Origin of the sequence: Planktothrix serta PCC 8927, assembly GCF_900010725.2 — a bacterium.
Taxonomy (GTDB): Bacteria; Cyanobacteriota; Cyanobacteriia; order Cyanobacteriales; family Microcoleaceae; genus Planktothrix; species Planktothrix serta.
In genome coordinates this window covers 13,952-26,819 of sequence record NZ_LR734824.1, presented here as the reverse complement: position 1 = coordinate 26,819, position 12,868 = coordinate 13,952, and the positions used below count along the sequence as shown (strand labels likewise).

Genomic DNA, 12,868 nt, shown 5'->3' with positions numbered 1-12,868 from the left:
TTTCTATCTATTTATTGAAATCAATGATTTTAATTTATCTCTATAGTTGAAAAATATAATCATTTTTAGCGACAACCAATTGTAAAATAAATCTTAACTCGAAAAATTAGAATGACCGAGAAAGGATTAAACATGACAGCAACAACAATACCCGAATTTTGTCAAGGAATTCAGTATTTTAGCGACAGTTTCCCCGAATTTGACAGCTATGGGAAAACACCAATTATTGCTGAAAATAGTGTATCAATTTCTGATCCCCATGATGCCACAGCCGCCTATCAAACCTTACTTTATGCCGATGCTCTGCGTTATTTAACCTTACAAATTACCGCGAGTAAAGCCTCTGGACACCCTGGAGGATTTGCCTCTAGTGTAGAAGCTTATGCTGCGTTAGTGATGCTCGGTCATAAAAATATTATGACGGAAGTGGGACACCATGCCCCAGGGTTTTATAGTGCGGTGTTCTTAGATCGTTCCCTAGAAGATATGGGGATTTTCACGGTTCAACAATTGCGCGATCGCTTCCGCGAAAAACATGGACTCCTCGGCCACCTTTCCGGCTTTATTCCGGGTCTGCTCAACCCTGCTGGGCCATTGGGTCAGGGACAACATTTTGCTATGGCTGGGGCATTGTTACACCGAAATGTCCTATTTCCGTTCACTCTCGGCGATGGGGGCATGGGTGAACCCTACCCCATGAGTAGCATGATGCACTTCCACACCGCCTATCCTGACGTGACCAATTTCTTGCCCGTGTTGGTGTGGAACGGCTACAGCCAGGAACATCATAGCATGGTTTCGACAAAAACCAATGCAGAAATGATTGCTTACTGGAAAGGTAACGGATTTTCAGAAGTGATTTTAGTCGATGCTAAAGATTTTGATGACCAAAATCAACCCGGTGATTATGTTGATAGTACCGCCTTTTCGATTAATAAACGAATTGAATTTACCCAAGCCATTTTAGGAGCAATGGATAAAGCTGCAAAATCAGCTTTAGGGGATCAATTAACCGTGTTTATTATTAAACAATTGAAAGGAGCAGGAGTTCACGCCCGGGGCGCAAAATCTCACAACCTTTATCCAGGGGATACCTTGGATAGTCCCCATATTATTAACGCTTTAAAAGAACGGGCGTTACCGATCGCAGCGTGGGAATTAGTGCGAACCAATTTAGAACGATCCAGTGGTGGCCCTGCGGCTAAAACCGTTGTCACCGAGTTTGATTACCATTTACCCGAATTAGGTGAATTACCCCTAGAAGAATATCCGGTTGGCGGTGATCCCAAAGTAGCAACAACCGCAATGGGGTCATTAGTCGTTTATGTTGGGCAAAAAGATCCCCATTTTATTGTTACTAATGCCGATGGTAATGCCGCTTCTGGAATTAACAATATTAACCAGGGATTAAAGATTATTCACCCAACAACGGATAATACTTATTTTCAACAACCCCAAGGGCAAGTTTATGAACCCTTAAGCGAGGATGCTTGTGCGGGTTTAGCGGTAGGATTATCCTTATTAGGAGCGAGAACTTTATGGTGTTCCTATGAATCTTTTGCGATTAACGGGGTTCCAATTTTGCAAACAGTAGCCCAAGCCATGGCTGAGTTACGACGTGCTACCCCCTCAACGGTTTGTTTATTCACCGCCGGAGCCTTAGAACAGGGTCGCAACGGTTGGACACACCAACGGCCGGAAATTGAAGCCTATTTCGCCGCCATGATGCGGAATGGTAACGTTTTCCCGGTGTTTCCCCCCGATGCCAATAGCATTCAAGTGTGCTACGATTGGGCTTTAACAACCAAAAATAAGAGCATTATTATTACCGCGAGTAAGTCTCCGTTACCCATCCGCACGACGTTTGAACAAACTCGCCAAGGCTTAAAAGATGGGGCTGTGGTGTTACAGGAAGTCCCAGGGGATAAAACCGTTGTGTTTGCAGTGATTGGGGATATGACCTTAATTCCGGTGTTTGAAGCGGCGGCATTTTTGGAAACGGAAGGAATTGGAGTGCGAATTATTTCTATTATTAACCCTCGGCGTTTATATCGTTCTCACGATGTTTTATCCGAGACTTGTTCGGAACCGGATAACGATTTTGCCAGTGATGAAACCTTTAATCAACTGTTTGCTGGAGATGCGTTAATTGGAGTAACAGGAGGGTCAAGTTTGATGTTAGAACCGATTATGTTACGCAGCAATTCTAAGCGGGATACCTTTGCTTGGAAACGGGGCGAAACCACCGCCAGCGCCGGGGAATTAATGGCATTTAATGGGATTACTTCGGAAGCGTTGACGAAACGAGCCATTGAGTTGATTCATTAATACCTTTCCTCACCCTCCCTGACTCAGGGGGGGATACAAATCAATTTCTAAAGTAAGGAAAAATTGTGAATTAGAGATAACCTATTTTAAGAGAATCAGTTTAACCATTGTTATTGCGTTCAGATAAAAAATAACAATTCAGAAAATCGGTAGGTTTCATAATCAGTATTCCCCTAAAATTATCTAACACTAATAAATCTTGATCTCCCGTAATTAAATATTCAACGGTATGATTTCGCTTTTTAAGCTGATTTTTAAACTTGGTACGTTTTAAAGTTGTTTCTAATTCTCCCAATAAAGATTCAGAAACAAAAATAGTTATCTTGTTCTGTCTGGATAGATGTAATATTTGAGATGGTAAACCTCCCCATAATAAAGCAGAAATCCAGATATTAACATCAAGAACAACTCTCATGATTTTCCCCACAATTCTTTTCTAACTTCTTTGACTATTTCACTAATTTCTTCTAAACTCGGCTGATTGGGATCTGGTTCGGATTCATCAATCCGTTGAAATAACTCATCTAAGCTTAACTTTTTTTGAGTTTTTGTCAGTTTAATTTCACTTTCTGTAACGGATATTTCATATTCCGTTAAAGGTTGCAGTTGTTGTAATATTTCGGGAGGAATTTCTAATTTTCCTTCAGAAGTGACTTTGGCAATGGATTTGATGGTCATATTTTTCTCCTTTATGGAAATTAGTTAATCCAAAAATCTAAAAAGTAGTTGGTTCTGAATATTCAACAATATTAACACAATCTTCAGCATCAAGCGTGTCAATACGTCAGTTAATTTTTATCTGCTTTGCTAATCTATGCCACAATTATCTAGTTCTCAACTCAACTCAATTAAATTAAAATGACTGAACGTGAGGAAAATATAGATATTTCTTTACGCCCTTTAGTTTGGATGGGAGATTCTCGTCAAAATATCCGTGAGTTTCCTGAGACAGTGCGTATATCTATCGGTTATGCGTTACAATTAGTACAAGCGGGGGAAACACCTTTAGAAGCGAAGCCCTTTAAGGGAGTCGGCTCTGGAGTCTATGAAATTATTAAACGTTATGATACAGACACTTATCGAGCCGTTTACGCTGTTAAAATTGGGGAAAAAATTTATGTTCTCCACGCTTTTCAAAAGAAATCAAAGAAAGGTATCAAAACGCCCCAGGCTGATGTTGACCTGATTAAACAACGTTATAAAGATGCAGTGGTAAGGGAGAAATCACAATGACACAAGAACAAATTTTTGAAGAAAGTAGTGGTAATGTATTTGCTGACCTTGGTTTGGATGATGCGGATGAACTTTTGACACGGGGAAAAATAGGAATCCAAGTAGTACGTTTGCTCCAAAGACGTAATCTAAAACAGCAGGAAATTAGCAAAATTCTCGGTATTACACAAAGGGAAGTATCTGATTTGATGAAGGGGGAATTTCAACAATTCAGTGAAGGTAAACTTCTCAATTTTTTGAAACGACTCGATATAGAAGTTACTTTATATCTTCGTCCAAGAAATCAAGATGTAGAAACAGCGATCGCACTTTGAAAAATATTAATTCCTCCTGCTTTAATTTCAATTGCTAAAGCGATCGCCTCTGCTTCCCCTGGATCTATATTCACCAAGTCTTTTTAAGGTTTCAATGTCAGCTTGAAAATCCTCAACATCATAATTAACACAAACCCCTCTTTTAGACATTTCTTTTTGAAATTGAATTAAGTGCATTCCTGCTAAACGGCGAGCTTGTCCTGTGCTAATTTTTTTCTGTTGATAAAGTAAAATAGCTAATTCTAATTTAATGTCATCTTCTGACATTTTAGCAGATGTTAATATTTCATCGGGGATGGTAATGTTCATAGTTTTATTCCTTAATTAATAATTTTTAGTCTAACTTCTTTGACAATTTCACTAATTTCTTCTAAGGTGGGTTGGTCAGGATCTGGTTCTAATTGATCTTAGGTTTAGGCATAGCCCACCCTACAATTATAGCAAGAGTTTTTCTGCGATCGCTCTAATAACCTAGATCTTATTAAGGAGAGTCTTGATTAACCCACAATTCCCCATTTTCGTGATTGAGTTCATTTTGTAAGATTTTATTATAAATTTCGGGTAAGTCACTGGTAATCATATTATCTTCAATTCCATAGCCTAAACTTGTCCAAGTTCCTGATAATAATTCCAACACTTCATCGAGTCTATCTTCGCGTAATAATTGGGAAATATTGACTCCCCAGAATTTATCATCTAATAACCAGCGATAAACTACTGTATCTTGATATTCTGGTTCAAAACTATAGGGAAGCCAAAACCAAAATTGAGCGGGTTTAGGATGATAGCGTTCTGATTTTTCTTCCCAGGTCGTTTTTAACATTTGATAGCGTCCGGCGGCGGTGCTACATTTGCCTTTATTCGGGCCTGTAACAATCTTAATACACTGATCGGGATGACGATCCAAATCCGAGACATATTTGCCCCCATATAAAACATAATAGGGGTCAGAGTAACTGGATTCACTGGCGGAAATGGTTCGCATCAAAGCCCGAATATAGGGGTCACCACCCCGCATAATTAACGGTGGCCATTGTGCTTCCACCTGTTGATCAATTAAGGGTTGAAATTCGGATTTTCCTTGACAACTTCTCACTCCAATAAAGGTTAAACTGAACAGCAGCAAAACGCTCCAAAATAGTCGCTTTCGACGACGAAGTTGGTCTTTTCTTCGAGAGATTCCCATTAGTTCAATACACTAGCAAAAAGTTGTTCAAAAGGTTTTGGAGGAGCCTCTGAATTTGCTACAATTTCAACAATTTTATTTCGAGAATTATCCAAAAATAAGGCTTCTACACAAACTTGAGCGACTTTAGTTCGGGGAATACTCCCCTCAAATAAAGTATCAGCAGACTGCATCACAACGTTGTTATTATTATCATCATTTTTTAAACCGCCTGGACGCACAATTGTATAAGTTAAACCGCTTTTTTGTAAATATTCCTCCGCTTGTTTTTTCCACACCAGAATTAACCAAAATAAATTTAACGGGTGAAAAAATTGCGAAACACACAGAGAAGTCACTAAAACAAAGTGTTCAATTCCCTGGGCTTTGGCGACATCAACTAAATTTTTTGTCCCTTGATAATCAACTTGATAAGGCCCGGTTGGATCAAAACTCGGTTTTGCACCTGTGGCACACAATACAACCGTACAATCACGGATGGCTGTGGCTAAACTATCAGGTTTTAAGACATCTCCCGCCACCAGTTCAACCGTAGGCGGTAAAATTTGTTGCGCCGTTTCAATATCCCGAACCAAAGCCTTTACAGGAATTTCCCGCTTAACTAATTCAGCGACAATCCGCCGTCCTGTTTCTCCCGTTGCTCCCGCGACAAATGCTTTCATGCTATCAAACGTTTCTAAGTAGGGGTTGAGTTTTGCAAGTAACATCAAAACTTCAGTATATTTATTGTAGCGGTTTAAGATAACAAATGGCATTCTGGAAATAGGAAGAAACGCTCGTAGGAAAACAGATCATGCAGTACGATATCGCTGAACTTCAACCGTCAAGAGCATCATATAATTTTATTGATGATTCTGTTACTCTCCCGAACCCCGAAGAGGAGACGAATACAGCGCTGGATTCTCAGGAGCTAATCTGGTTTCACAGCCAGTTTGAAGACTGCATGGAAATGTTCGCCGATATGGATACGGTGGCGGAATATTTAAGTCAGCATAGTGGCTGGTTTTGTCGGTGCGCGTTACCGATGAAAACAGAACCGTTAGGAAATAATGCTTATGATTTATTAATCGGACGATTTGGGGCTTTTGGTTATCAAGTTGAAGCTCGGATTGGATTAGAATTAGTACCACCGGATGCCGAGGGTGTTTATCGGATTCGGACTGTTCCGGTGCCCAATTATACGGCTCCCGGTTATGAGGTTGATTTTCAATCTACCATGACTTTAGTAGAATTACCTACAGCAGAATTTTGCGCCGAACGGGGGATTAAATTAGGTGAATGTCCGACCCAAATTACGGGAGCGAAATGGTGTTTAGATTTAGCTGTTGGGGTACAATTTCCTAAGTTTATCCGTTCTAAATCTCAATCCTTAATTCAAAAAACCGGGGATACGTTATTAAAAAATATCGTTAAACAAGTTTCTCGCCGTCTCAGCGCCAAAACCCAACAAGATTTTCACAGCACGTTAGGAATTCCTTTCCCAAAACAACGTTTTTAATGGGTTTGCTGTTGACAGTTGACGGTTACGGGCGGGGGAACCCCGCCCCTACGAGGGTTGACGGTTGACTGTTAATTCCGTTTCCACACCCAGAATTAAGGAAATTGTAAATTTCTTGTTGCTATAGTTGGAGGATTAGCATAAAATCTGCCATGATTTTGATCAAGTTTTCTGTCTCTGACAGGCTTGCTTAGGAAGTGATGCTCATAATTTTAGGAGTAAACTTTCTATATCCAGCTAGACTGAGATAACGATTATGAGGAGTACGGTGAAGGAATGACGAAGCCACAATTTGACCAAACCCGCTTATCCCCATCAGAATTTAATCAGGAGGTAAAAAGTGCTTCACCCTCGGAGAACTCCTCAGAAATTGCCGTAGAGGAAAAGCCAACTGCTCAAAAACGAATCCCGTTAAAACTTCCTGGCTGGTTTTGGGGCTGGCCATTTCTGTGGCTGATTATTTTCTTGGGGTTTGGGACAACGGGGACGGGGGCGCTGCTGTGGTTATTAACAATGCCTCCAGTCCCCACCTGTGATGATATCTCTGCCTTATCTCCCGATAGTGAACGCTTGTATTGCGCCGATCTCGCTACCAAGTCCGGTAAAGTTGAACCATTACGTCAAGCCTTTGCCTTGGTTGCTAGTTGGCCCGCAGACCACCCCCTCCAGGGACTCGCGCAACAAAAAATGAAACAGTGGTCACAGGCTTTAATTGAAATTGCCAAGCAGAAAATTGAGAGTAATGGGGACTTGAAATCGGCGTTAGCCATTGTCGATATTGTTCCCAAAAATACTCCCGCTTATGAATTGGTAGCCATCGCCATTGAGGGATGGAAAAATAATTGGGATCAAGGGCAAAAAATTTATGATCAAGCCCAAATGGCAATGAAAGCTTTAGATTGGACAAAAGCCTTTGAATATGCCCAGGCGTTATCAAAATTAAATAATACCCATTGGAGTGAAAAGCGGTTTAATGAAATCATGGATCGCTTAAGCTTAGAACGTCAAGGCAATCAACGATTAAATGAAGCGCGTGAATTAGCCAAAGAAAATACACCGGAAAAGTTTGCTGAAGCGATCGCCTTAGCAAATCAAATTGATAAAAAACTCTATATTCAAGCTGGGGCGATCAAAGAAATTAAAAATTGGAGTCGTTCTTTACTGGATTTAGCCGCTAAAGAATTAAAGGAAAAAAACATAGAGAATTTAACAGAAATTGCCAGTTTAGTTCCCCATTATTCTCCCTTGTATGCAGAATCCCAAAATTTGATTTTAATGGGTCAAGTTAAAGCCTTGAATTGGAATCAGACCAATAGTCAACCGATTGTGCAACAAATGGCCCTGCTTTGGGAAGGACAAGCGGCTCTGGATAAAATGGGGAATAATCGCCCTCCCTATGAGGAAGCTCAAGTTAAACCGGAGGAGATTTCCAAACAAATTCAAGATCTGATGAATTTGCAGTTGGCGACGGTGGCGGCGAATATTGAGCATCCCTTTACTTTACAATTGGCAATTGATCAAGCTCAAATGATTACGCCCCAACAACCTCGGCGTATTCATGCTCAAACCTTAGTCGCCCATTGGCGCAAACAAATTCAACGCTTAGAGGATCAGCCCTACATTGCTCTAGCTCGACGTTTAGCCCAAACGGGAAGCATAGACGGGTTTGAAACCGCCGTCCAACAAGCGCGTCAAGTGGCTTTAGGACGCCCGTTAAGGATTGAAGCCCAAACGTTAATTGCAGAATGGACAAAACGGATTGAAATTATAGAGGATCAGCCCCTACTGAATGAAGCGTTAGCTTTAGCGAAACAGGGAAATCTCAGTGCTGCGATTGATAAAGCTTCTAAAATTAACTCTGGTCGGGCGTTGTATCAGCCCGCACGAGATAAAATTTCCGGTTGGGTGGCTCAAGTTCAAACCACTGAAGATCGGCCAATTTTGAATCGAGCTTATGGTTTAGCCGGGAAGGGAAATCTCAGTGGCGCCATTGCTGAAGCTGCTCAAATTGGCTATGGTCGGGCGTTATATTCTGAGGCTCAAGGGGCGATCGCCGGATGGGCCGCCGAACGAGATACGGCCATCGCAGCCCAACAGCAGCCTGTAGAAACGGCTCGTCCGGTATCTCAAGGGGATTCCTACTCTAATGATTCGGGCTATTCTGGCGATAGTGGGTATTCCAATTATTCAGAACCCAGCTATTCTGGCGATAGTGGGTATTCCAATTATTCAGAACCCAGCTATTCTGAGGATAGTGGTTATTCTAGCCCCTCAAATGCAGCACCAGATTCAGGTTACTCGGATGATCCCTATACACCCCCAGAACCTGCGGCTGAAGTGGTGGCGCCTGCACCCGAACCCGCGCCTCCATCGGCTGTTGAACCGAGTCCTACGGATGGACAAGGTGCACCCGATCCTAATTTATTCTTGGAATAGGTAGAGGCTTGTTGGCTGTTGACGGTTGACGGTTGACGGTTGACGGTTAACAGACAACACACCTCAATTGTTCTATGTTATTCCTAATCTTTTTTATTATTATTTTTAGTTTGGGGGTTTCTTTCTATTACCCCATTAACAAAATATGCTAACAACCTCTACCCGCCAAAAAACCTGTGATTTAGCTACTCTTGCGATTGATTTAATTGATCAAGCGGGATGTGAGTATGGAGATATTCGTTTTTGTACCTATCGAAATCAAACACTTCATGCTCATGATCACTCCTTAAGTCACCTCACCGATCATCAGAAATCTGGTTTTGGAGTCCGAGTTTTGCTGAAGGGCGCTTGGGGATTTGCTGCGAGTTATCGCCAAACCCCAGAAGAATTAATTCGGATGGTTAATTTGGCGATTGAAATTGCCAAAGGAAGCCGTTTATGTCAACAAAATCCTGTGCGTTTAGTTCCCGTTAAAGCCTACCAAGATACCTATATTACACCGATTAAAATTGATCCCTTTTCAATTCCAATTAGCGAAAAAGCTAATTTATTATTAACGATCAATGATCGCTTACTTCAGTATCAAGAACAAGGAATTAGAAAAGCAAATTCTTATCTACAATTTAACCAAGAAAATAAACTCTTTGCTTCCACAGAAGGGTCATTAATTGAACAAACAATTTATCGCAGTTATAGTGGATATCGCTGTACGGCGGTTGCGAATGGGGATGCTCAAAGTCGCAGTTATGAACGACCTCCTTTAAATCTTGGTTATGAACATATTGATCAAACCGATTTATTGAGTCAAATTGAACGGGTCGCCGAAGAAGCTTTAGAAAAAGTTTATGCTCCTAAAGGGCCGTCAGGAATTCAAAGCACGTTAATTTTAAAGCCGACAAATCTTTATTTAACTATTCATGAATCCGTTGGTCATCCCACCGAATTAGATCGGGTTTATGGCTATGAATCTAACTTTGCAGGCACCAGTTTTGCCACAACGGATCAACTCGGAACTCTCCAATATGCAGCGCCTTGGATTAATTTTAAATGCGATCGCACCCAACCCGCAGGACGGAGTACCATCGGTTATGATGATGAAGGAGTTCCCTCTCAAGAATGGTATGTAGTGAAAGAGGGTATTTTAGTGGATTATTTAACAGATCGAGAAACCGCTTATCGCTTAGGAAAATCAAGTAGTAAGGGCTGTGCTTTTGCTGATAGTTGGTCAAGTTTACCGATGGTGAGAATTCCCAATTTAGGATTAGAACCAGGGCCAATTGGAGGCAGTCATACGGCAACATTAGCCGAGATGATTGCTGATACCAAAGAGGGAATTTTAATAGATGGTATTGGTAGTTTTTCCATTGATCAACAACGGCGTAATTTTCAATTTGGTGGCGATGGGTTTTGGCAAATCAAAAATGGCAAAATTGTCGGAATGTTAAAAGATGTCACCTATCACGCCATGACAACGGATTTTTGGAACCAAGTCGATGCTATTGGCCCTGCTTCTGAATGGCAACAATGTGGCACTAATATGTGTGGAAAAGGAGAACCTTTACAAATTGCTCAAATGACCCATGCTTGCGTTCCAGTTCGGGTACAAAATATTAATATTGGAGGCTGATGATTCTGATAGAAAAGGCATTATTAATCAGGGTTTATTGAGTAAATACAGCCATTCACTGATAGAATAAATAAAAGTAACCCATTGCAACAGTTTGTACCCCAAAATATGACCCAATCTAACCCAGAAGATAGTTTAATTATTACTCAATCCTCTCATCCCTATGCTTCCCTGATGAGTGAATTATCTCAACAAGCCACTCAATATCAAGAGAGTGGACAGTTTAACGAAGCAATCATTTGTTACCAAAAATTGATTAATCTTGAACCCAGCTTACTTTTAGGGTATCAAAGAATTGGCTATTATTCTCTAAAAACAGAACAATTTGAACAAGCGGTTATAGCTTATCAAAAAGTGATTGAATTAAAATCTAATGAATTTTGGGCTTATAATAATTTAGGAGAAGCTTTAATTAAATTAAAGCGATGGGAAGAAGCTATTCCTATCTATGAAACAGCGATTAAATTAGACCCTAATTGCTTTTGGGCTTATAATAGTTTAGGACAATGTTTAACCCAGACCCAACAATGGGAAAAAGCCGTTCCTATCTATAAAAAAGCGATGGAATTAGATCCTGATTTTTGGGGAGTTTATCAACAGTTAGGAGAAGTATTAACCACCTTAGAAAGATGGGAAGAGGTGATTCCAATTTATCGCCATTCCATTGAATTAAAACCGGACTTTTTTTGGTCTTATGTTGGTTTAAGCAAAGCCTTAATTCAGTTAGAACAATGGGAAGAAGCCATCCCAGTTTGTCAACAAGCTATTTCTATTGATCCGAATTTCTTTTGGTGTTATATTAATTTAGGGGATTCCCTCTGCAATTTAAAACGATGGCAAGAAGCCGTTGATGTTTATACCACAGCCCATCGAATTAAATCGGATTTCTTTTGGTCTTATAAAAATTTAGGGGAAGGGTTCATTCAATTACAACGATGGCAAGATGCCATTCCAGCTTATCAACAAGCGCTGGAATTAAATTCAACGGAAGCCTCCTGTTATTATAACTTAGGTTTAGCGTATCTGAATGTACAACAAAAACAAGAGGCGATCGCTTGTTTTGAAAAAGCTTTACAACTGCAACCGGATGATATTTCAACCCAACAAAAATTGAATGAACTCATCGGAATTTCTTCTATTTCACCTTCTACCCCATCATCAGGTCAATTAGAACCGATTGACTGGTTAAAATATTACCCTAAATCGGGACAAGCGCCTTCTTATCTGTTACCTAAACCTGTTCCTTTGGGCAAAAATTCCCAGACAGGGAAATGGCAATTTCCGGTTCCCCCCAAAGAGATCATGTTAGTTTTTGCCGAAAATGAGCAGTATTATCTTAACTCTGGAAAAACTCAAGTTCAGGTAATGTTGAGTGTATTGCGAGAGTCTGGTTATTTCTTAAAAACAGGAAGCCGGATTTTAGATTTTGGCTGTGCATCGGGGCGAATTCTTCGGGAGTTAGCCGATTTATCTGATATTTGTGAAATGTGGGGAACGGATATTAACGCGGATTGTATTGCATGGTGTCAACAAAATATGAGTCCTCCCTTTCATTTTTTTGTAGGGACAACAATGCCCCATTTACCCTTTGAAGACCGCTATTTTGATTTAATTTATGCGGGCTCAGTGTTTACTCATATTGATGATTTAGCAGATGCTTGGCTGTTAGAACTCCGTCGAATTTTAAAACCCGGAGGACTGGCTTTTATTACTATTCAAGAACGTTATATTTTTGAGAAAATCAGAGAATTTCCTGAACTCTGGCTATCTAATAATAATATCTGGCCAAAAGAACAAAAACAAGCCTGTATGCAAAACTATTTGGAATATATTAATCAAGATTTTGCCATGTTTACATTAGGACGAGATACAAGATCATTGGTTTTTTATGATATCAATTATTTTGCTGAAAAATGGAAACCCTTTTTCCAGGTTTTAGCTGTTAAACAAGAAGCCTATTATTGGCAAACTGGAGTATTATTAAAGCGACTTTAATCCCTAGGTCGGGGTAGGAGGATAAAGTTACCCTGTTTACGCCTACTAAACATTAAGGTTTTCCCTTCAAGTGACTATCAGGGTGAACACAGCTTTGAGGAATATTGACTGGGATTAGACAAAAAGTGGACAGTTAATTAACTCTTAATGCTTTCACTAATAACTAAACACCGATAGAAACTGGGTTTATTGGGTTCTCGCTGGTTAGGGAACCTTTTGGGATGTCCATCGACTATTAAAGTAAGTCAGGA

12 protein-coding genes are annotated in these 12,868 nt (G+C 40.3%); 7 read left to right on the top strand and 5 right to left on the bottom strand.

Annotation, left to right across the window (positions count from 1 at the left end; translation table 11 throughout):
- The first annotated feature begins 132 nt into the window (after window positions 1-132).
- Window positions 133-2,328, top strand: coding sequence for a phosphoketolase family protein (locus tag PL8927_RS00430; protein ID WP_083616435.1), 2,196 nt, complete (start codon window positions 133-135; stop codon window positions 2,326-2,328).
- A 100-nt stretch (window positions 2,329-2,428) separates the two neighbouring features.
- Here PL8927_RS00430 and PL8927_RS00425 read toward each other — a convergent pair whose 3' ends face one another.
- Window positions 2,429-2,743, bottom strand: a complete 315-nt coding sequence (locus PL8927_RS00425) for a putative toxin-antitoxin system toxin component, PIN family (protein ID WP_083616432.1) — start codon at window positions 2,741-2,743, stop codon at window positions 2,429-2,431.
- Window positions 2,740-3,006 (bottom strand): AbrB/MazE/SpoVT family DNA-binding domain-containing protein, encoded by a 267-nt coding sequence (locus PL8927_RS00420; protein WP_083616431.1) that lies wholly within the window; start codon window positions 3,004-3,006, stop codon window positions 2,740-2,742. The genes PL8927_RS00425 and PL8927_RS00420 overlap by 4 nt, the downstream gene beginning before the upstream one ends.
- 180 nt (window positions 3,007-3,186) lie before the next feature.
- Between PL8927_RS00420 and PL8927_RS00415 the strand changes: the two genes are divergently transcribed.
- Together PL8927_RS00415 and PL8927_RS00410 are read left to right on the top strand one after the other, a co-directional pair.
- A complete protein-coding gene (locus PL8927_RS00415) occupies window positions 3,187-3,561 on the top strand; it encodes a type II toxin-antitoxin system RelE/ParE family toxin (protein WP_083616429.1) in 375 nt (124 codons plus the stop codon).
- Window positions 3,558-3,875, top strand: coding sequence for a helix-turn-helix domain-containing protein (locus PL8927_RS00410; protein ID WP_083616427.1), 318 nt, complete (start codon window positions 3,558-3,560; stop codon window positions 3,873-3,875). Before PL8927_RS00415 ends, PL8927_RS00410 begins: the two co-directional genes overlap by 4 nt.
- A 27-nt stretch (window positions 3,876-3,902) precedes the next feature.
- On the opposite strand, the gene PL8927_RS00405 is transcribed toward PL8927_RS00410, so the two are convergent.
- The 3 genes from PL8927_RS00405 to PL8927_RS00395 all read right to left on the bottom strand — a co-directional run bounded on the left by PL8927_RS00405 (window position 3,903) and on the right by PL8927_RS00395 (window position 5,723).
- Complete coding sequence (locus PL8927_RS00405; RefSeq protein ID WP_083616425.1) at window positions 3,903-4,184, bottom strand: UPF0175 family protein; 282 nt, start codon at window positions 4,182-4,184, stop codon at window positions 3,903-3,905.
- Between the two features lie 172 nt (window positions 4,185-4,356).
- Window positions 4,357-5,061: a glycoside hydrolase family 24 protein gene (locus PL8927_RS00400; protein WP_083616423.1), complete on the bottom strand. Its 705-nt coding sequence runs from the start codon at window positions 5,059-5,061 to the stop codon at window positions 4,357-4,359.
- Window positions 5,061-5,723, bottom strand: coding sequence for an NAD(P)H-binding protein (locus PL8927_RS00395; RefSeq protein WP_083616803.1), 663 nt, complete (start codon window positions 5,721-5,723; stop codon window positions 5,061-5,063). Before PL8927_RS00395 ends, PL8927_RS00400 begins: the two co-directional genes overlap by 1 nt.
- 131 nt (window positions 5,724-5,854) lie before the next feature.
- Here PL8927_RS00395 and PL8927_RS00390 point away from each other — a divergent pair, with 131 nt between their 5' ends.
- From PL8927_RS00390 to PL8927_RS00375, 4 genes are all read left to right on the top strand, one after another.
- Window positions 5,855-6,559, top strand: a complete 705-nt coding sequence (locus PL8927_RS00390) for a DUF1997 domain-containing protein (RefSeq protein ID WP_083616421.1) — start codon at window positions 5,855-5,857, stop codon at window positions 6,557-6,559.
- Window positions 6,560-6,835: 276 nt separating this feature from the next.
- Entirely contained in the window at window positions 6,836-8,995 is a 2,160-nt protein-coding gene (locus PL8927_RS00385) for a hypothetical protein (RefSeq protein ID WP_083616419.1), read from the top strand.
- Window positions 8,996-9,140: 145 nt separating this feature from the next.
- Window positions 9,141-10,622 carry a TldD/PmbA family protein gene (locus PL8927_RS00380; RefSeq protein ID WP_083616418.1) on the top strand — a complete coding sequence of 494 codons (1,482 nt, stop codon included), beginning with the start codon at window positions 9,141-9,143 and terminating at the stop codon, window positions 10,620-10,622.
- Between the two features lie 108 nt (window positions 10,623-10,730).
- Entirely contained in the window at window positions 10,731-12,617 is a 1,887-nt protein-coding gene (locus PL8927_RS00375) for a tetratricopeptide repeat protein (protein WP_156093048.1), read from the top strand.
- Window positions 12,618-12,868 lie beyond the last annotated feature (251 nt).

What these genes read in the sequence shown, in the direction of transcription:
- PL8927_RS00390 (WP_083616421.1), top strand. Translation starts at nt 5,855, where the DNA reads ATGCAGTACGATATCGCTGAACTTCAACCGTCAAGAGCATCATATAAT.
- PL8927_RS00420 (WP_083616431.1), bottom strand. Translation starts at nt 3,006, where the DNA reads ATGACCATCAAATCCATTGCCAAAGTCACTTCTGAAGGAAAATTAGAA.
- PL8927_RS00405 (WP_083616425.1), bottom strand. Translation starts at nt 4,184, where the DNA reads ATGAACATTACCATCCCCGATGAAATATTAACATCTGCTAAAATGTCA.
- PL8927_RS00375 (WP_156093048.1), top strand. Translation starts at nt 10,731, where the DNA reads ATGACCCAATCTAACCCAGAAGATAGTTTAATTATTACTCAATCCTCT.
- PL8927_RS00380 (WP_083616418.1), top strand. Translation starts at nt 9,141, where the DNA reads ATGCTAACAACCTCTACCCGCCAAAAAACCTGTGATTTAGCTACTCTT.
- PL8927_RS00430 (WP_083616435.1), top strand. Translation starts at nt 133, where the DNA reads ATGACAGCAACAACAATACCCGAATTTTGTCAAGGAATTCAGTATTTT.
- PL8927_RS00425 (WP_083616432.1), bottom strand. Translation starts at nt 2,743, where the DNA reads ATGAGAGTTGTTCTTGATGTTAATATCTGGATTTCTGCTTTATTATGG.
- PL8927_RS00410 (WP_083616427.1), top strand. Translation starts at nt 3,558, where the DNA reads ATGACACAAGAACAAATTTTTGAAGAAAGTAGTGGTAATGTATTTGCT.
- PL8927_RS00415 (WP_083616429.1), top strand. Translation starts at nt 3,187, where the DNA reads ATGACTGAACGTGAGGAAAATATAGATATTTCTTTACGCCCTTTAGTT.
- PL8927_RS00385 (WP_083616419.1), top strand. Translation starts at nt 6,836, where the DNA reads ATGACGAAGCCACAATTTGACCAAACCCGCTTATCCCCATCAGAATTT.
- PL8927_RS00395 (WP_083616803.1), bottom strand. Translation starts at nt 5,723, where the DNA reads ATGAAAGCATTTGTCGCGGGAGCAACGGGAGAAACAGGACGGCGGATT.
- PL8927_RS00400 (WP_083616423.1), bottom strand. Translation starts at nt 5,061, where the DNA reads ATGGGAATCTCTCGAAGAAAAGACCAACTTCGTCGTCGAAAGCGACTA.